This window comes from uncultured Tateyamaria sp., assembly GCF_947487805.1.
Taxonomy (GTDB): Bacteria; Pseudomonadota; Alphaproteobacteria; order Rhodobacterales; family Rhodobacteraceae; genus Tateyamaria.
Genome location: NZ_CANKXW010000001.1, coordinates 967,455 through 985,992, shown reverse-complemented (window position 1 = coordinate 985,992; position 18,538 = coordinate 967,455). Strand labels below are relative to the sequence as shown.

Genomic DNA, 18,538 nt, shown 5'->3' with positions numbered 1-18,538 from the left:
TCAAGAGGCGTGAAGTCGGAACCCCTCATATGTTGGCGCTAACATGACGCCGTCCTTTTTTGACGAAGGCGCGCTGGTCGCGGTGCTGACCACGCAGCCGCTGGATCGGGCGCTGGACTACAAGGCACCGGAGGGGGGGTGTCATTTGGGCGCTTTTGTCGAGGTGCCGCTGGGGCCGCGCAAGGTGCTGGGCGTCGTGTGGGGGGCTGGCACGGGCGATTACGACTATGCCAAGGTGCGGTCGGTCATGCGGGTGCTGGACGTGGCACCGATGCGGGACGAGATGCGCACCTTTCTGGAAAAGGCCGCCGCCTACACGCTGACGCCGATGCCTGCGATGCTGCGGCTGGCCACGCGCGCGCCGGGGTTGGGTGATCCGCCGTCGATGCGCAAGGTGTACAGGCGCGGCCCGTCAGAGCCGGACCGGATGACCGACGCGCGCCGCAGGGTGCTGGAGTTTCTGGCCGAATATGGCGATCTGGCCTTTACCCTCAAGGAATTGGCGGACCTGTCGGGTGTGACATCGTCGGTCATCAAGGGACTGGTCAAGCAAGGGGCTGTCGCCGAAGAGGACAGCCCCCGCGACCTGCCCTTTGCGCCGATGGATCCGGGCCGCCCCGGCAAGGCGCTGACCGAGGATCAGGCGCGGGCGGCCGGGCATATCTCCGCTGCGGTCAAGGTCGGGACGTATGGCACCACATTGCTGCGCGGTGTGACCGGGTCGGGCAAGACCGAGGTATATCTGGAGGCGGTCGCCGCCTGTCTTGCGGCTGGGCGGCAGGCGCTGGTGCTGTTGCCCGAGATTGCGCTTACAGCTGAGTTTCTGAAGCGGGTCGAGGAGCGGTTCGGCGCGCGGCCCGCCGAGTGGCATTCGGGTGCGACCATGACCGAGCGGCGGCGCATCTGGCGCATGGTCGGTCAAGGCAATGCGCAGTTGGTGATCGGGGCGCGGTCGGCGCTGTTCCTGCCCTATCAGAACCTCGGGCTGATCGTCGTGGATGAGGAGCACGACACCTCTTACAAGCAGGAGGACGGTGTCCTTTACAATGCGCGCGATATGGCGGTGCTGCGCGCGTCGCTCTTGGGTGCGCAGGTCGTGCTGGCCTCGGCCACGCCGTCGCTGGAATCCTGGGCCAACGCGGAGAGCGGCAAGTACACGCGGCTGGATCTGGAGGCGCGGTTTGGCCCGGCGGTGATGCCCACGATGCAGACAATTGACATGCGGACCGAGACGTTGCCGTCCAACCGCTGGGTGTCGGACACGCTGAAGCGCGCGGTGGATCAGCGGCTGGAGAACGGCGAACAGGCGATGCTCTTCCTGAACCGGCGCGGCTATGCCCCGATCACGTTGTGCCGGGCCTGCGGGCATCAGGTGGGCTGTGATCAATGTGATGCGCGGATGGTCGAGCACCGGTTTCTCAAGCGGCTGATGTGCCACCAGTGTGGGGAGACGAAGCCCATGCCCACCACATGCCCGTCCTGCGAGGCGGAGGACCGCATGGCCCCGGTGGGTCCCGGTGTCGAACGGCTGGGTGAAGAGGCCGTTGCGCTCTTTCCGGATGCGCGGGTGGCGGTGCTGAGTTCAGACATGTACGGGTCGGCACGGGCCTTGAAGGCCGAGATCGAGGGGATTGCCGCCGGAGCGGCGGATGTGATCATCGGTACGCAGCTGGTGGCCAAGGGGCACAATTTTCCGAACCTCACCCTTGTGGGCGTGATCGATGCGGATCTGGGCCTGCAAGGGTCGGACCTGCGCGCGGCGGAACGGACGTTTCAGTTGATGCGGCAGGTGGCGGGCCGTGCGGGGCGGGCCGAGAAGCCGGGCACCGCGATGATGCAGACATTCCAGCCCGAGCACCCCGTCATTCGCGCCATTCTGGCAGGCGACGAGGAAGGGTTCTGGCGCGCCGAGGCCGCCGAGCGGGAGGCCGCGGGTGTGCCGCCCTATGGGCGCATGGCCGGGATTATCCTGAGCGGGCCGGATGTGGCGCAGGTCTTTGATGCCGCCAACGCGCTGGCGCGCAATGCGGCCCCGCTGACGCGGGTGGGCGCGCAGGTTTATGGCCCCGCCCCCGCCCCGATTGCGCGGATCCGCGGCCGCCACCGCGTGCGCCTTTTGGTGAAGGCGGGCAAGGGGGTGGCGTTGCAGGGGGCTATTGCCCAATGGGTCGGGCAGGTGCACCTCAAGGGGGATCTGCGGCTGGCCGTGGATATCGACCCGCAGAGCTTCTATTGATCCCAAGGACCGCTGCGCGGACGCGATGTTTCAGGGGGGCTCTGCCCCCGGCCTGCGGCCTCCCCCGGGATATTTTTGGCCAAGAGAAAGAGCAAGGCGCCACACTGGGCGGCGCCTCTGGTTGCTTTGGACTTTTTGGGTGTCCGTAAGGCGGAGGTGCCCTCCGCCTAGCCGAGCGCCGTGTTGCACCGGCCACACACACCGGGATGCGCGTGGCTCCCGACATCCGGCAGCACTTTCCAGCACCGGGCGCATTTTTCACCTGCCGCCTTTTCGAACACAACGGCGACGCCGGGGGTTTCTGGCAGGCGGAACGCCTCGGACGGGGCCGGATCGGTGGTCACGTCGATCTGCGAGGTGATGCAGATGTCGGCAAAGGGCAGCGCCTGAAGGGCTCCGGCAAGGTCCGCGTCCTCCACATGCACCACCGGCGCGGCCTCTAGCGAGGCGCCAATCACCTTGTCGGTGCGCTGGATCTCGAGCGCGGCGGTGACGGCACGCCGTGCCGCACGGATGCCCGCCCATTTCGCCGCCAGCGCATCGTCGCGCCACGCGGCGGGTGTGTCGGGGATATCGGTCAGATGAACGGAGCTGTCCTCGCCGGGATACCGCTCCAGCCAGACCTCTTCCATCGTGAAGACGAGGATCGGGGCCAGCCATGTCGTCAGGCGGTGGTAAAGCAGGTCGAGCACCGTGCGCGCCGCGCGCCGTTCGACCGTATCGCCATCGCAATAGAGCGCGTCCTTGCGAATGTCGAAATAGAAGGCCGACAGGTCCACGGTGGCGAATGTGAATACCGCCGAGAACACGCGCTGGAAGTCGAACTTGCCATAGCCGTCGCGCACGATCTCATCCAGTTCCGCCATGCGGTGCAGCACCCAACGCTCCAACTCGGGCATATCCGCGGGTGCGGTCCGATCCGACTCGGAGAAATCGGAGAGCGAGCCCAGCATATAGCGCATCGTGTTGCGCAAACGGCGGTAGCTGTCGGCCACGCCCTTGAGGATCTCCGGCCCGATCCGCTGGTCGGCGGTATAGTCCGTCTGTGCCACCCAGAGTCGCAGGATATCCGCGCCATATTGCTTGACCACGGCCTCGGGCACGATGGTGTTGCCGATGGATTTGGACATCTTGAGGCCCTTTTCATCGAGCGTCATCCCATGCGTGACCACGTTCCGATAAGGCGCGTGGCCCGTGGTCCCCACCGATTGCAAGAGCGAAGAGTGGAACCAGCCGCGGTGCTGGTCGGTGCCTTCCATATAGACATCCGCCGTGCCGTCGTCGGACCCGTCCGTGCGGTCGCGCAGGACAAAGGCGTGGGTGGACCCGCTGTCAAACCACACGTCCAGAATGTCGGTGACCTGCTCATAGTCGTCGGGGTTCACGATACCCTCGAGGAACCGCTGCTTGGCGCCGTCATCGTACCACGCGTCCGCGCCTTCGGCCTCGAAGGCAGAGGTGATGCGGCGGTTGACCTGCGGGTTGCGCAGCAGGAAATCGTCATCCGTGGGCAGCGCGCCCTTCTTGGTGAAACAGGTCAGTGGCACGCCCCAGGCGCGCTGGCGCGACAGCACCCAGTCGGGGCGGCTTTCCATCATCGAATGCAGGCGGTTGCGTCCCGACCGCGGCACCCAGTTGACATTGTCGATCTCGGTCAGCGCACGCTCGCGGATGGTCCTGCCATGCGTGTCCTGCCCGTCGCCCACCGGGCGATCGATGGCCGCGAACCACTGCGGCGTGTTGCGATAGATCACCGGCGCCTTGGAGCGCCAGGAATGCGGATAGGAGTGCTTGATCTTGCCGCGCGCGAGCAGCCCGCCCACTTCGGCCAGCTTGTCGATGACGGCGGCGTTGGCGTTGCCTTCCTTGCCGTTGGGTTTCAGGATCGCCTTGCCGCCAAAGAACGGCAGATCGTCGCGGAACCGCCCATCGGGGTTCACGTTGTAGGTGATGACCTGCTCCAGCATGCCAAGCTCGCGATAAAGCTCGTATTCCTCCATCCCGTGGGACGGGGCGCAGTGCACGAACCCGGTGCCTTCGGTGTCTGTCACAAAGTCGGCGGCGCGGAAGTCGCGCAGGTCATCCCATGCTCCGTCCGCCCCTTCTGCCCCTTTCAGCGGGTGCTCAAGCGCCACATGGCGAAGTTCATCGTGAGTGACGTCACATAAACGACGGTACATCGACTCGTCTAGCCGAGCACGGCTCAGCACGTCTGCGGCCAGTTTGTCGGCCAAGACATAGCGGTCCCCTATGCGGGCCCAGCACTCCTCGGGCTGCCCGATGACTTCGTAGAGGCCATAGGAAATGTCCGGGCCATAGACGACCGCCTTGTTCGACGGCATGGTCCAAGGTGTTGTGGTCCAGATCACCACATACGCACCTCTCAACCTAGAAGCACGCTCATCAACATCGGCCTTGTCATGGCCACTGGCACCACTCCGTTTCACCCGGAACTTCACCCAGATCGTAAAACTGTCCTTGTCGTGGTACTCCACCTCGGCCTCGGCCAGCGCGGTCTGCTCAACCGGCGACCACATCACAGGTTTGGAGCCCTGATAAAGCGTGCCGTTCATCAGGAACTTCATGAATTCCTCGGCGATCACGCGCTCGGCATGGAAATCCATGGTCAGGTAGGGCTGGTCCCAATTGCCAGTGATGCCCAGACGCTTGAATTCCTCGCGCTGGATGTCGACCCAACCGGCGGCAAAGTCGCGGCACTCGGCGCGGAACTCGTTGATCGGCACCTGATCCTTGTCGCGGCCCTTCTTGCGGTACTGCTCTTCGATCTTCCACTCGATGGGCAGGCCATGGCAGTCCCAGCCGGGGATGTAACGCGCATCCCGGCCCATCATCTGGTGGCTGCGCACGATCATGTCCTTGATCGTCTTGTTCAGTGCGTGGCCGATATGCAGGTGGCCGTTGGCATAAGGAGGACCGTCGTGCAGAGTGAAGGGCGCGCGCGCCTTTTCCTGTCCGGTCCCCTGCCGGGCGAGGTCTGCCTTTTCCCGCAGGCGGTCATATACCCCGATCCGCGCCCAGCGCGCCAGCCAGTCAGGCTCGCGCTTGGGCAGGCCCGCACGCATGGGAAAATCGGTCTTGGGCAGGTTCAGGGTATGTTTGTAGTCGGGGGCGTCGTTTACGGACTCGGGGCACATGGGTGGCGTCCTTCATGGAACGGTCGTAGGGAAAATGGCGTGAAGCGGTGCGAGTGTCCTCAAGCACCTTTACCCGGCGGCTCAGTGGTCGATCAGAGCGCCGGGGATATAATTCGCAGAATGATGAATGAACACATCATGCGCGCCTTATAGGCAAGGGGGATACAGACGCACAAGTCCCCCTGGGCGCCTGCGCCCGCCATTTTGCGCCGGGGGGAGTCCGAAGGACGGGGGCCACGCCCCCTGAAACATCGTGTCGCCCGTCAGGGCGGCCTTTGGGTCACGACGGTTTGTCCCATGGCGGTGCCCACCAATTCGGGTACTGTGGCGGCAACCACGGATCAACATCGGACACCCCATGAAAATCGCAATTGCAGGCGCCGGGATCGGCGGCCTCGCCGCCGCCATCCTGCTGCGCAAGAGCGGCGCAAAGGTCACCCTGATCGACCAGTTCGCCACCCCCGCCCCGGTAGGCTCCGGGCTGGTGATCCAGCCCGTGGGACAGGCGGTGCTGGGGGCCTGCGGCGTGGCGGACCGGGTCACGGCGACGGGCAACAAGGTGCACCGTATGCTGGGACACGAGGCTCGCAGTGGGCGGCGCGTGCTGGACGTCTGGTACGACCGTGCGCATGGCACCCGCACAGGCCTCGCAGTGCACCGCAATGCGGTCTTTTCCGCCCTCTGGGACGCGGCCCTCGCCAGCGGCGTGGACCTGCGCCTCGGCGCGCGCGTGATGCGCGGCGAACACGGCTGGCTCGAGACCGCCGACGGCACCCGCATGGACGGCTTTGACCTGATCATCGACGCGCTTGGCGCCAAATCCCCCCTGTCTCCGCTGCGCGCCCGCCCCCTGCCCTACGGCGCGCTCTGGGCCAATGTCGCCTGGCCGGACGACACGGCCCTGCCCGTGGATCAGCTGCGCCAGACCTACCGCAAAGCCAACCGCATGGTCGGCGTTCTGCCCATCGGCACACCGCCCGGTGCGGATGGGCCCATGGCCGCGATCTTCTGGTCCCTGCCCCGCGACGGCCATGACGCGTGGCGCGCCGCAGGCCTGACCGCGTGGCAGGATGAGGCAACGGCCCTCTGGCCCGAATTTGCCCCCTTTGCCCGGCAGATCACCGACCCCAACCAGCTGACCATGGCGCGCTATGCCCACGGCACGCTCGAAATTCCGCACGGACGCGGCATCGCCCATATCGGGGATGCCGCCCACCGCGCCAGCCCGCAACTGGGCCAGGGGGCGAACATGGCGCTGCTCGACGCCTACGCGCTGGCCCGTGCGCTCGACCGCCATGGCCCGGCACAGGCACTGGACGCCTATGCCCGCGCCCGCCGCTGGCACGTGCGCGCTTATCAAGGGATGAGCTGGGCCTTTACCCCGCAATACCAGTCCGACAGCACATGGCTGCCGGTGCTGCGCGACCGCGTGCTGTTCCCGCTATCCATGGTGCCGCCGGTGCCGCGCATCCTGTCGCGGCTGGTCTGCGGCACCCTGCTGCCTGCATTCCCCAAGGGCGATCCGCTGCGCTAGCCGCGCGCCTGCGCCCAGCGGTTCAGCCAGGCCAAACCGGCCAGCGACAGGCCCAGCACCACCAGCGACAGCACCCGCGTCAGCCCATCAAGACCCGAAATGTCGATCAGGAACACCTTGGCCACCGCCAGCCCGATCACCACCAGACCCGCCCGGCGCAGCCCGACCGCACCCCGCGCCAGCGACTGGTAGAACAGGGCCGCGCCAACGATCAGCAACGCCACGGTATAGCTATACAGCTCCGGTTGCAGGAACCCGGTGTCAAGCGGCATGCCTGCCGCCCCCTGCCACAGGTGGCGCAGCGCGGCAAAGGCCCAATAGGCCAGAACCGCAACGCCCGCGCCCATCAGGCCCAGCCGCAGGATGCCCGGCCGCAACCGCCATGCACCAGCCACCAGCAAGGCCCCCGGCAACGCATAGGCCACGGCCAATGTGTTGAGCAACGCAGGCCCCGCCACGGGCCGCCCCCAATCCGCAACGAGCGGCGACAACACGGTCAACCCGACCGCCAACGCCAGCGCCCCGATCAGGCCAAAGACACAAGCCAGCGCGCCCCGCACCCAGGCCATCACCCCGCCCAGCCTTTGCAGGCGCACCAGTTGCACCAGCATCAGGCCCAGCCAGATCACCGCATAAAGCCCAAAACCCCAATGCGAGAAACTGCCGTCGACGCCGAGCGCCGCCTCAAGCGCGCGGAACAGCAGGATGGACGCCAAAAGCCCGGCGAGCGACCACGCCGCCGTGCCCAGAACCACCTCTGCCGCCGGGCGGGGCCGCATGCCCACCGCCCACAAGGCCGCACCGAACGCCGCCAGCGCACCGCCATAGGCCACGATCACCGACGCCAGCGGTGCATCCAACGCCCAGGACAGGCCCGGATCGGCCACCAGCCGCGTGCCCACCGCCGCCACACCTGCCAGGATGAACACCTGCATCAGCTCCAGATCGAACCGTCGGTCAAGGAGTGCTGCCACCAGCACCGTAACCGCCAGCGCCAGTGTCAGCGCAGCCGCCGTCAGGATCAGCGCAAAGGCAAAGCTGATCGCCGACAGCGCCGACAGCACAAAGAGCGCCACGCGGTTGCGCTCTGCCCCGTCAATGCGGGCAAAGCGCAGGGCAAGGCCCACCATCACCGCAGCAATCCCCATGGCGTGCAAAGCCCAGGGGTAGGCGCCGATCGTCTCTGCCGGAGTCCAGGACAGCTCGAGCGCCAGTGCGAGCACGGGCGCAAACAGGGCGGCCCCCAGCGTCCAGCCAAGTGACGCGCCTGGACGCATCGCGCGGCCAGCGCTCAGCAGGCTCAGCCCGATGCCCAGCGCACAGAGGAGCGTGACGGCGATGGGTGCCGCCGCCTCGACCGTTTCGGCGTAAGTCGCGGCATAGGCCGATGCGACCGGCCCGCGCGTCTGCCCCTCGATAAGAACGGTCGCGATGAGCGACACCGCCGGGACCGCGGCCAAGTCCTGCAACGCCCGCGCCCGTACGGACCAGAGCGTCAGCGCGACGGTCATCAGGGTCAGCCCTGCAACCGCGGCCCAGAATGCCTCTGCACCCGCATCGGCGGTCCAGACCAGCCCGACCGAGGACAAAGTGACTGCCCCCGCCGCCAGCAGTGTCGGAAATTCGGGCCAGATCCACAGTCGGGCCACCAGCGCGCGTGACACCATTGTTCCGGCGTGATCGGGGATCAGCCCGCGCGCCGGGATCAACACCGCCAAAGCGACCAGAACGACCGCATAGGCTTGCGCGCCCAGCGTCATCGCCACGCCACCCGCCTGCGCCGTGATCCACCCCGCCCCATATCCCAGAACCAGCGACAGCACCGACACCCAGGCCCAGCGGCGCACCGTATCGATGCCCAGCCCCAGCGCGGTGATGACCGCGAAATACACAAATACCCACGGCGTCGCAGGCACGTCCGAGCCGACCACAAAGGGCGCGGCCACAGCGCCCAGCACACCGACCGTGACAAGAAGCGGCCCGTGCAGCCAACCCAAGCCGACGCCCAAGAGGCCCACCAGCGCCAGCCCGCCAAAGGCCACGCCGGCCCCCACCAGACCATAGAGCAGATGCGCCGCCGCAATCCCGCCAAAGAGCGACACCAGCCCCGCGCCGGAAAACACCGACGGCAGATAGGCGGTCACCTGATCGGGCGCATCGCCGAACCGGCGGCGGATATAGTCGCCCGCCCCGATCAGGGCCGCACCAAAACCCAGCGCGGCAATCACGCGTGCGGTCGGCGGAAAGAGGTCGTTTTCGACCCCGTATTGCACCAGAAACAAACCCGCCAGCGCCAGCGACACCGCCGAGACGGCATAAAACCAGTTGCCCATCAGCCAGGTGACAAGCCCCGTCGCGGCCACGCGGACCTGACTTGGCGCGGGCGCAGGATGCGGCGGCGCAGCAGGCCGCTCCACCCACGGATTGTCCACGGGTTCCGGCTTGGCCGGTGACGGTTGGGGGGGTGGCGCGTCAGCCTGCTCGGCCGCAGGCCGTGCTGCGGCAAGGGTCGCTTCGAGCCGTGCGACCCGGTCGCGCAGGCGGCCATGGGAGACCAGCAGATAGATCACCGCGACCGGGATCCCGAGCACAACCAGCCCGACCAACACAGCAAGTGCCTGCATGCGACCACTCCTTTATTGGCTGATCACATATGCGTTGGGGATGCGTGATGTTAGTGCGGGTATTCCTGACCCGGCCCGTGACGGAGCGTCAGTCCTGCGCGATATGCGCCCAGACAGCGGACATGACAACCGACCCCTCTCCCACCGCGCTGGCCACGCGCTTGACCGAGCCTGCGCGCACGTCGCCCACGGCAAAGATGCCCGCACGGGACGTCTCGTAGGCGTCACGCCCGCCCACATCCGGGCCGGTCCTGACGAACCCGCGCGGGTCCAGATCGACAAGGCCCGACAGCCATTCGGTGTTCGGCGCGGCCCCCACCATGACAAAAAGCGCCTTGGTGTTCAGCTGCCAGTCCTGCCCGCCGGTGCGGTCGCGCACCGTGATGCCGGTCAGCGTATCGTCCCCGTGCAACTGCTTGACCTGCGTGCACAGGTGGATGGTGATGCGCGGGTGCCGCTCCAGCCGCTGCAAGAGGTAATCCGACATGGACGCGGCCAGCCCGTCGCCGCGCACCAGCACGTGGACGTGTTTCGAACTGCGCGCAAGGAACATTGCCGCCTGTCCGGCCGAATTGCCGCCGCCGATGATCGCGACCTCCGTGTCGCGGCAATAGCGCGCCTCGATATCGGTGGCGGCATAGTACACCCCCGACCCTTCCAACGCCTCAAGGTTCTCGAGCGGCAGGCGCCGGTACTGCACGCCCGTGGCAACGATCAGCGCCTTGGCGGACACCCAGTCACCCGAATCGAGCTTGATGTGAAAGAGCTTCTTTTCGCATTGGGTCAGTTCCTGCGCGCGCACCGGCACCGCGAACCGCGTGCCGAACTTCATCGCCTGCACCTCGCCCCGGCCCACCAGATCCCCGCCCGAGATGCCGGTGGGAAAACCCATGTAGTTCTCGATCCGGCTGGAGGTGCCCGCCTGCCCGCCCACGGCCAGATCCTCGAGCACAACGGCGCACAGCCCCTCGGCCCCGGCATAGACGCCCGCAGCCACACCCGCAGGCCCGCCGCCCACGATGGCGACGTCATAGACGTCCTCCTTGCGCAGCGCCATATCAAGGCCCAGCGTCTGGGCCACCGCGCGCGGCGTCGGCGGGTCGATCACTTGGTGCTTGGCAAAGACCACGGCCGGGTGCGCGCGGTCGATCCGGCATTGCGCGGCCAGGTCGTTGCCTTCGGAACTGTCGATCTCCACCTCGACAAAGGGGATGCGGTTGCGCGCGGCAAAGCTGGCGATGCGGCGCACATCGCGGTCGACCTCACCGCCGATCAGGGTCAGCCCACCTTCGGAATTTTCCAGCATCCGCCGCCGCCGCGCGGCAAAGACGGTGATGATGATATCAGACATCTCGGGGATATCGGACATCAGTTTCAACATCTCATCACGGCGCACACATAAAAGCTGGCTGTCCTCGACGGCCCGTCCGCCCATGAAGGCCCGCCCGCCGGTCAGAAAGGCCAGTTCGCCAAAGAACTGCCCTGGCCCAAGTGTCGCCTCGCCATACCGCGCGCCGGTTGCGGCGTTCATGGCCTCGGTCTCGCCGCTCAGCAGATAGTGGAACGTGTCGATCCGTTCGCCCGCTTTCTGGAACCAGTCGCCCTTGGCCACGTCGATGACCGTGCCGACCTTGCGCATCGCGGTCACGTGTTCGGGCGACAGCGGCGTACGCACCATGGTTGTCAGGTCGGCGGCAAATGTTTCCATGGGTCTACTCGCGATCAGGGCTGCTTCGGGATTGAAATAGCCCTCCGAGCGCCTGTGTCACCAGTCGTCTAACCTTGGGGCGCGCATCCTTTTCATAGGCGAGCGGTCGGCAGACCTCCATCGCGGCCACGCCGACCCGTGCGGTCAGCGCGCCATTGACCAGCCCTTCGCCAAATCGGCGGGACAACTTGCCAAGGATCGTGCCGCCCAGAACCGGCTCCAACAGGTCATCGCCCACCGCCACGGCGCCCGTGGCCACGAGGTGGGTCATCACCGCACGGGTCAGACGCCAACTGCCCACAAGGCCCCCGCGCCCGCCGTAGATTTCGGCAATGCGGCGGATCATCCGCAGGTTCGCGGTCAGCGCCGCGACCACATCGGCCAGCGCCAGCGGCACCAGCGCGGTGACGGTGGCGACCTGACGGGCTGCGGCCTCGACCTCGCGTTCGGCGGCCTGGTCCAGTGGGCGGATCAGCGTGTCATCGGCCAGCGCCAACAGCCCGGCGGCATCCATCTGGTCACCGCGCAGCTCTGCCAGGCGGTCGCGCGCCCATGTCGTGTCCGCACGCCCGCGATATAGCGCGTCGAGCCGGTCCACCACGCGGCGCGCCGCACCCAGATCGGCACTGGCCTGCGCCTGTGCCGCGTCGTGGCGCAGACCGTCGATGCGGGTGAGCCGCCGCAACGCCGCCAGTTCGCGCAAGGCAATCCCCAGCAGGACCGCGACAAAGGCCCCGGTCAGCCCGACAAGCACCCAGCCCACGACCGGCGCCCGCGCAATCCACGCGGTCAGGAAATCCCAGGCGGCGGTGGTCAGCACCGCCGTCAGCAGCGCACCCGCCACCCACCAGAACATGCGTGCCAGCCGCGACGGCCTGCGCGCCATCACCCGCGCCGCCATCTGCACCGCGGCCCCGGTCGGCGCACCCATGTCGACATCCGGCACGGGCGGCGCATCGGCCACGGCGGGCGGTGTGCGCGTGTCGTCGATCTCGATCAGTACCGGTCCCCTGGCCATCAGGCGGTCTCCTTTGTCCAGACAAAGCGGATGTCGGGCAACCCTTCGTCATTGTTGGCCCCATCGGTGCGTTCGGCGGCAGCAAAGCCATGTGCGGCGTAAAAGGCCTGCGCGCCCACGTTGGCCTGAAAGGTCCAGAGCCACAGCGCATCGGATCGCGCCAACAGTGGGCGCAGCAAGGCCGCCCCCACGCCCTGACGGCGCATGGATCGGTCCACATAGAGCGCATGCAGGATCGCACCGTCACAGGCCACGAAACCCACAACCGATCCGGCGCGCTCGGCCACATCCACCCATTCGCGGTCAATCATCTGCCCGGCAAATCCGATGTCCTCGGCGCGGCTGTGTAGCTGCGGCATCCACTCGGTCTCTTCCACGAACCCAGACAGGATGGCACCCACAGCGCCCGCATCCGTGCTGCGCGCGGCGCGGATCACCAGCGGGTCCGCACTCACAGGCGGTCACCGAACAGGAACTGTGCCGCGCGGTCCATACGCATATGCGGCGGACCATCGCCGGGGCGCAGGGTCAGCGGCGCGGGCGCAAAGCGCATCACCTGATAATCCTCGTCCAGCCACGCCTCGGCCCCCGCCTGCGCGGGCCGCAGGATGTGCGCGGGATCCTCGGGCAGCGCACCGGGATAGAACGCGGCCTGTTTGCCGCTGTCCAGCAACGTGCCGCGCACCACGTCCAGCGGCGCGCCTTCGTGCTGCACCGTGTCCTCGGTCGTGGCCCGCAATGCGGCCAGCGCCAGCGCCTGCGTCTGCGCCCCGGCAAAGCGCGCGCGGTCGCGGGCCTCGCGGGTCAGCGCCTCCATGATCGCGGTCAGGCGCGGGTGCTGGGCGTGGTGCAGGTGGTCGGCCTTGGTCGCGGCAAAGAGGATGCGTTCGACCCGCTTGCCCCGGAACAGCTGTGACAGGAACGCGTTGCGCCCGGGGCGGAAGGCCGACAGGATCTCGGCCATCGCCGCGCGCATGTCCTCGACCGCGGCAGGGCCCGAATGGATCGCCCCCAGCGCATCGACCAGCACGACCTGCCGGTCGATCCGGGCAAAGTGGTCGCGAAAGAACGGGCGCACCACGCGCGCCTTGTAGGCCTCGAACCGGCGCGCCATTTCGCGGCGCAGCGACCGGCGCGGCGCCTCACCTGGCGGCAGCGGCGCAAAGGTCAGCACCGGAGAGCCCGCCAGATCACCCGGCAGCAGGAACCGCCCTGGCGTGCAATCGTAAAACCCCGCCGCCCGCGCCGCATGGAGGTAGTCGGTAAAGGTCGCCGCCAGCATCTTGGCCTGCACCTCGTCAAGCCGTGCGGCCCCGTCCACATCGCCCAGTGCCGCGCGAAACGCCACCGCACTGTCGCGGCCCTGCAACCGCTCCAGCGTGCCGCGCGACCAGTCGTCAAAGCTTTGGTCCAGCAGCGCCAGATCCAGCAGCCATTCGCCGGGATAGTCGATGATGTCGAGGTGGATGGTGCGCGGCCCCTGCAATCCGGCCAGCAACCCGTTGGGCTTGACCTTGAGCGACACGCGCAGCTCGCTGACCGCGCGGGTGCTGTCAGGCCAATGCGGAGGCCGTCCGGTCAGCGCACCGATATGGGCCTCGAAGTCGAACCGCGGCACGGTGTCGTCGGGCTGCGGTTGCAGAAAGGCCGCGTGGATGCGCCCCTCGCTCGCCGCCAGCAGGTGCGGCATCCGCCCCCGGTCCAGCAAGTTGGCCACCAGCGAGGTGATGAACACCGTCTTGCCGGACCGGGCCAGCCCCGTCACGCCAAGGCGGATCGTCGGCTCTCCCAGCAGGTCGGCACCGGTGTCATAAAGGCCCTGGGCCACATCCAGCACCCCGTCGGCAAGTGTTGTCAGAACCACGCGGCCCACCTTTCGTACTCGTGCAGCGCAACATAGGGGGCCGAACCCCCGCCCGCCAGAGGGAGGAACGCTTTGCCGTTCCCCGCGCCCTCGTCAGACGGTGGCGGGATTGCACGGGCCCTGCCGCTGCGCTAGGTCACCGCCATGGCACGCTACGCGCTCAAGGTCGAATATCACGGGGGCCCCTTCGTGGGCTGGCAACGCCAGCGCGAACAGCGCTCGGTGCAGGGCGCCATCGAGGCCGCACTGGCCCGGCTTGAGCCGCGCGACCACACCATCGCCGCCGCGGGGCGCACCGATACGGGCGTGCACGGGCTGGGCCAAGTGGCCCATTGCGACATGGACAGGGACTGGGATCCGTTCCGCCTGTCAGAGGCGTTGAACTATCATCTGCGGCCGCATCCCGTTGCCATCCTCGCCTGCGTGCGCGTGGACGACGACTGGCACGCGCGGTTCTCGGCGCTGGAGCGGCGGTACCTGTTCCGCATCCTGATGCGGCGCGCGCCTGCCACGCATCTTGACGGGCTGGTGTGGCGGGTGAACCAGTCGCTGGACATCGATGCCATGCAGGAGGGCGCAAATCACCTGCTGGGCAACCACGACTTTACCACCTTCCGGTCGTCGATCTGTCAGGCGCAGAGCCCGGTCAAGACGCTCGACCGGCTGGACGTTCGCGCGGTAACCGGCGTGCACGGGCCGGAGGTGCAGTTCGACGTGCGCGCGCGGTCCTTTCTGCACAATCAGGTGCGCAGCTTTGTAGGCACACTCGAACGCGTGGGCGCAGGGTCATGGCGGCCCGACGATGTGCGCGCAGCACTTGCGGCCCGGGACCGCGCCGCCTGCGGGCCGGTGTCCCCGCCGGGCGGGCTCTACCTGGCCGGGGTCGGATACGATCCCGACCCGTTTGCCGCCGCTTAATCCAGTTCCATCAGCCCCGCACCCGCACCGCCCGCGCGGGATGCGGCACTGTCGGGCACATAAGTCCGCGCTGCGAGATCGTGCAGCGCGTCGGCCAATCGCTGGCTGACAGCGATGCGGACGGGCCGTGCGCGCGTGCTGGGTTCCACCAGCGAAAGCATGGCCCGGACCGTGTCGCCCGCGACCGACACCTCGGACCGGCACGGCAAGCCATTGAGCCAACTGACCAGCAAGGCCCGCCGCCCGGCATCGCCCTCGCGGGTGGACGCCGTGCCTGCGGGGCTGATCGACGCGGCCTCGACCAGCCGTTCGACCGCGTGGGCGAGCGCAACAATCGTATCCGGCGCCTCGAGCGCGCGCAGCACCGGGGCCTCGTCGCCCTCATCGGCGAGATGGCGGGCCAGCATCGCACCAAAGGCCAGCGCCTGCGCAGGCGGCACCTGCGCCCCGCTTGCCGCCTTGACGCCCAACGCCTGCAATTCCGTCCAAGACCAATCCATCATCCCAATACCGGCAACCACCAGTCCTCGTTTTCCGGCGACAGCTCGTCCCCGAGAGGCGCGCCCTGCGCCAGCGTGATCCGGGTCCACAAATCCGACTTGGGGTCGAATTTGGTCGCTCCGAAGAAGCTGAGCTTGCAGCGCAGCATATCAATGGGGCGACACGTCGCAGCAATCAGGCTGTCGCGGATTTCGGCATAAGGATAGCGGCGCAGCACCGCGACGCGGTTGACCGCGTGGGCATGTTCGGGATGCAGGGCCAGGAAATCCGACACCCGGCCGGGCGCATCCGGCAAATCGCAGTGCAGTGCGGCCACCCGGCGGGCGATGTCCAGCGGTGTCTCCAGCTCGGCCCCCGGCTCTTGAAACCGGTCGCCCAGACGCGGCTCCAGCTTGGCCATGCTGACATACCAGAACCGGCGGCAGAGGGCCGGGTCGGCATGGTCCTGCTCCAGCGCCCAGGCCCAGTCCCGCGCGATGGCGGTGCGCAGATCGTCCGTGTCCTCGAACGGCGCGACCAGTGGGCCAAACGGATCGGCCATGCACTCGGTCAACCCGTCCACGGCCTCGGGCACCGCTTCGATCAGCAGCGCGGCCAGCAGTTCCTGCAACGCCGGTGTCTCGCCTTGTGCCGCCTGCCACAGCCGGTCAAGCGGGTCGGTGCCGGAGAGGTCATCGAACCGCGGCGCAAAGCGCGCCCAGTCTGCCTCCAGCGTCCGCAGGAGGCTGTCGTCCTCCGGGCCGGGCACATGCCACTCGGCCAGATGTGCCGCTGCACGTCGCGCCAGGCCAGCCACGTGCGCCTGCGCCTCGGGCGCCAGGTCGGGGACCGCGCGTGCGCGGCCCAGTGCGGTTTCCCGCGCCAGCATCCAGTTATTCAGAAGAACAGGATGCGTCACCAGAAACGGGGCCATGCCGAGCCCCGTTGCGTTGCCAATCCCCAGATGCCGCGCCAGCGCGCGGTCCAGTGCTCCACCACCCACATGCTGCACCAGATCCAAGGTGAAGTGCCGGATCATGTAGACGGCCAGCATCTCGACCGCGAACGGCCCCGAGAGACCGGGACGATCCTGCACAAGGTGACGGTCTGCGATGCCGAACTTGCCGTTGCCGTAAACGGCCGTCGTGCGCATCAGGTAGCCGATGTCGCGGATCATCGCGCGGTCAGGCTGCGTGCCTGCGCGCAGTGCAGCCACGATGTTGTCCCACATGCGCACCGACTTGTTGGCCCGGCTCAGCACCAGATCACGGGGGCCAAAGCGGCCCGCCTCCTGCAAGGGGGCCTGCGCGGCAATGCGGTCGATATCGTCAGCCCCCGGCACCCCGTCAAAGAGGACAAAGGCCGCGTCCCACGCGGTGGCGATCACGCGGTCGCTGCGCGCCTCGCCGGGCAGGTCATTGGAGATGGCGACAAGGGAGTAGACATGCCCGCCCAGCGTCACGGAATAGACCGCGCGCCCGAACCCGGCTTCGCACATCTGCCAATGGGTGCGGGTGATCCGCGCCTTTTCGGCACAGAGCCTACGGACCAGCGATCGCAGAAAACTGATCCGCGTGGGCATCATCACACCCATGCGCGCCAATCGCATCACCTCTTGCGGGTTACGCAATTCCACCGGTTCGGGAACGATGTCCTTCATCTCGCACCACAGTTATTGATCACAGGCGTCACTTAGCAGCGCAAAGCCTGCGCGGTGCAAGTGTTTTCCGCCGCTGTCGCCCTTTGGGCTTACATCGGACGTTGGGTGTATTTCCTGAGCTCGGCGCGCGCGACCTGCCTGCGGTGCACTGCGTCGGGCCCATCGGCCAGCCGCAGCGTGCGTTGGTGGGTCCAGGCGTTGGCGAGCGGCGTGTCCTGACTGATCCCCTGACCGCCATGCATCTGCACCGCCTCGTCGATGACCTTGAGAGACACGCGCGGAGCCACCACCTTGATCTGGCTGATCCATGGGGCTGCGGCGCGCGCATCGCCCTGATCCATCATCCACGCAGCCTTTAGGCAGAGCAGGCGCGCCATTTCGATCTCCATCCGGCATTCAGCGATGATGTCATAGTTGGCACCCAGCTGCGCCAGCGGCTTGCCGAACGCCTCTTTGGACAGCGAGCGTTTGCACATCAGTTCCAGCGCCGCTTCGGCCTGCCCGATGGCGCGCATGCAGTGGTGGATGCGGCCCGGCCCAAGGCGGCCTTGCGAAATCTCAAAGCCGCGCCCCTCGCCCAGCAGGATATTTTCCGCAGGCACCCGCACATTCGTGAACCGGATGTGCATGTGTCCGTGCGGAGCGTCGTCATGGCCATAGACCAGCATGGGACGCAGGATTTCGATGCCCTCTGTCCCCGCGGGGACAACGATCATGGACTGGCGCTTGTGCTTGGGGTTTTCATCGCCACCGGTCTTGACCATGACGATGTATACCTTGCAGCGCGGATCGCCCGCGCCGCTGGCCCAGTACTTCTCACCATTCAGTACATATTCATCCCCGTCGCGCACGCAGGACATCGAAATGTTGGTCGCATCCGAAGACGCCACATCCGGTTCGGTCATCAGGTACGCCGAGCGGATTTTTCCTTCGAGCAGGGGCGCGAGCCAGTCAGATTTCATCTGGTCGGTGCCGTAGCGTTCGAACACCTCCATGTTGCCAGTGTCCGGGGCCGAGCAGTTGAACACCTCCGCCCCCAGCGGCGTCTTGCCCATCTCTTCGGCGAAGTGCGCATATTCGACCGTGGACAGGCCAAAGCCCTTGTCGCTGTCTGTCAGCCAGAAATTCCACAGTCCCGCCGCCTTGGCCTTGGCCTTGAGCGTTTCGAGAATCTCGGTCTGGCGGTCGGTGTATTGCCAGCGGTCGCCCTTGCCGACTTCGGCGGCGTATTCGTCCTCCATGGGCATGATCTCGTCGCGGATCATCGCCGCCACACGGTCCAGCAGATCGCGGTTTTCGGGGCGCAGCGTGAATGTCATGTCCATGGTCTTTGTCCTCCCT

General features: G+C 67.2%; 12 protein-coding genes. 3 read left to right on the top strand and 9 right to left on the bottom strand.

Going from position 1 to position 18,538, the window contains the following annotated elements:
- The first annotated feature begins 43 nt into the window (after positions 1–43).
- On the top strand, positions 44–2,236 hold the full coding sequence (locus Q0949_RS04940; protein WP_299369170.1) for a primosomal protein N': 2,193 nt from the start codon (positions 44–46) through the stop codon (positions 2,234–2,236).
- A 167-nt stretch (positions 2,237–2,403) separates the two neighbouring features.
- Here the strand turns inward: Q0949_RS04940 and ileS are convergent, their stop codons facing one another.
- Positions 2,404–5,391 carry an isoleucine--tRNA ligase gene (ileS, locus tag Q0949_RS04935; protein WP_299369169.1) on the bottom strand — a complete coding sequence of 996 codons (2,988 nt, stop codon included), beginning with the start codon at positions 5,389–5,391 and terminating at the stop codon, positions 2,404–2,406.
- Positions 5,392–5,749: 358 nt separating this feature from the next.
- Here ileS and Q0949_RS04930 point away from each other — a divergent pair, with 358 nt between their 5' ends.
- Complete coding sequence (locus tag Q0949_RS04930; protein ID WP_299369167.1) at positions 5,750–6,925, top strand: NAD(P)/FAD-dependent oxidoreductase; 1,176 nt, start codon at positions 5,750–5,752, stop codon at positions 6,923–6,925.
- On the opposite strand, the gene Q0949_RS04925 is transcribed toward Q0949_RS04930, so the two are convergent.
- From Q0949_RS04925 to Q0949_RS04905, 5 genes are all read right to left on the bottom strand, one after another.
- Entirely contained in the window at positions 6,922–9,549 is a 2,628-nt protein-coding gene (locus Q0949_RS04925; RefSeq protein WP_299369165.1) for a DUF2339 domain-containing protein, read from the bottom strand. The genes Q0949_RS04930 and Q0949_RS04925 overlap by 4 nt on opposite strands.
- A gap of 88 nt (positions 9,550–9,637) precedes the next feature.
- Positions 9,638–11,257, bottom strand: a complete 1,620-nt coding sequence (locus Q0949_RS04920; protein ID WP_299369163.1) for a cyclic nucleotide-binding domain-containing thioredoxin-disulfide reductase — start codon at positions 11,255–11,257, stop codon at positions 9,638–9,640.
- Positions 11,258–11,261: 4 nt separating this feature from the next.
- Positions 11,262–12,275 (bottom strand): TIGR01620 family protein, encoded by a 1,014-nt coding sequence (locus Q0949_RS04915; protein WP_299369161.1) that lies wholly within the window; start codon positions 12,273–12,275, stop codon positions 11,262–11,264.
- Positions 12,275–12,730 carry a GNAT family N-acetyltransferase gene (locus Q0949_RS04910; RefSeq protein ID WP_299369160.1) on the bottom strand — a complete coding sequence of 152 codons (456 nt, stop codon included), beginning with the start codon at positions 12,728–12,730 and terminating at the stop codon, positions 12,275–12,277. Before Q0949_RS04910 ends, Q0949_RS04915 begins: the two co-directional genes overlap by 1 nt.
- Complete coding sequence (locus Q0949_RS04905) at positions 12,727–14,139, bottom strand: YcjX family protein (protein WP_299369158.1); 1,413 nt, start codon at positions 14,137–14,139, stop codon at positions 12,727–12,729. Before Q0949_RS04905 ends, Q0949_RS04910 begins: the two co-directional genes overlap by 4 nt.
- Positions 14,140–14,283: 144 nt before the next feature.
- Between Q0949_RS04905 and truA the strand changes: the two genes are divergently transcribed.
- Positions 14,284–15,057 carry a tRNA pseudouridine(38-40) synthase TruA gene (gene truA / locus Q0949_RS04900; RefSeq protein WP_299369156.1) on the top strand — a complete coding sequence of 258 codons (774 nt, stop codon included), beginning with the start codon at positions 14,284–14,286 and terminating at the stop codon, positions 15,055–15,057.
- Here the strand turns inward: truA and Q0949_RS04895 are convergent.
- The 3 genes from Q0949_RS04895 to Q0949_RS04885 all read right to left on the bottom strand — a co-directional run bounded on the left by Q0949_RS04895 (position 15,054) and on the right by Q0949_RS04885 (position 18,522).
- Positions 15,054–15,560, bottom strand: a complete 507-nt coding sequence (locus Q0949_RS04895; protein ID WP_299369155.1) for a hypothetical protein — start codon at positions 15,558–15,560, stop codon at positions 15,054–15,056. The genes truA and Q0949_RS04895 overlap by 4 nt on opposite strands.
- Positions 15,557–17,197 carry a hypothetical protein gene (locus Q0949_RS04890; RefSeq protein ID WP_299369153.1) on the bottom strand — a complete coding sequence of 547 codons (1,641 nt, stop codon included), beginning with the start codon at positions 17,195–17,197 and terminating at the stop codon, positions 15,557–15,559. The genes Q0949_RS04895 and Q0949_RS04890 overlap by 4 nt, the downstream gene beginning before the upstream one ends.
- Before the next feature lie 89 nt (positions 17,198–17,286).
- Positions 17,287–18,522, bottom strand: a complete 1,236-nt coding sequence (locus tag Q0949_RS04885; RefSeq protein ID WP_299369151.1) for an acyl-CoA dehydrogenase family protein — start codon at positions 18,520–18,522, stop codon at positions 17,287–17,289.
- Between the last annotated feature and the right edge of the window lie 16 nt (positions 18,523–18,538).

Excerpts from the sequence above, each read along its gene's own strand:
- Q0949_RS04940 (WP_299369170.1), top strand. The coding sequence starts at position 44 with ATGACGCCGTCCTTTTTTGACGAAGGCGCGCTGGTCGCGGTGCTGACC.
- ileS (WP_299369169.1), bottom strand. The coding sequence starts at position 5,391 with ATGTGCCCCGAGTCCGTAAACGACGCCCCCGACTACAAACATACCCTG.
- Q0949_RS04930 (WP_299369167.1), top strand. The coding sequence starts at position 5,750 with ATGAAAATCGCAATTGCAGGCGCCGGGATCGGCGGCCTCGCCGCCGCC.
- Q0949_RS04925 (WP_299369165.1), bottom strand. The coding sequence starts at position 9,549 with ATGCAGGCACTTGCTGTGTTGGTCGGGCTGGTTGTGCTCGGGATCCCG.
- Q0949_RS04920 (WP_299369163.1), bottom strand. The coding sequence starts at position 11,257 with ATGGAAACATTTGCCGCCGACCTGACAACCATGGTGCGTACGCCGCTG.
- Q0949_RS04915 (WP_299369161.1), bottom strand. The coding sequence starts at position 12,275 with ATGGCCAGGGGACCGGTACTGATCGAGATCGACGACACGCGCACACCG.
- truA (WP_299369156.1), top strand. The coding sequence starts at position 14,284 with ATGGCACGCTACGCGCTCAAGGTCGAATATCACGGGGGCCCCTTCGTG.
- Q0949_RS04895 (WP_299369155.1), bottom strand. The coding sequence starts at position 15,560 with ATGATGGATTGGTCTTGGACGGAATTGCAGGCGTTGGGCGTCAAGGCG.
- Q0949_RS04890 (WP_299369153.1), bottom strand. The coding sequence starts at position 17,197 with ATGAAGGACATCGTTCCCGAACCGGTGGAATTGCGTAACCCGCAAGAG.
- Q0949_RS04885 (WP_299369151.1), bottom strand. The coding sequence starts at position 18,522 with ATGGACATGACATTCACGCTGCGCCCCGAAAACCGCGATCTGCTGGAC.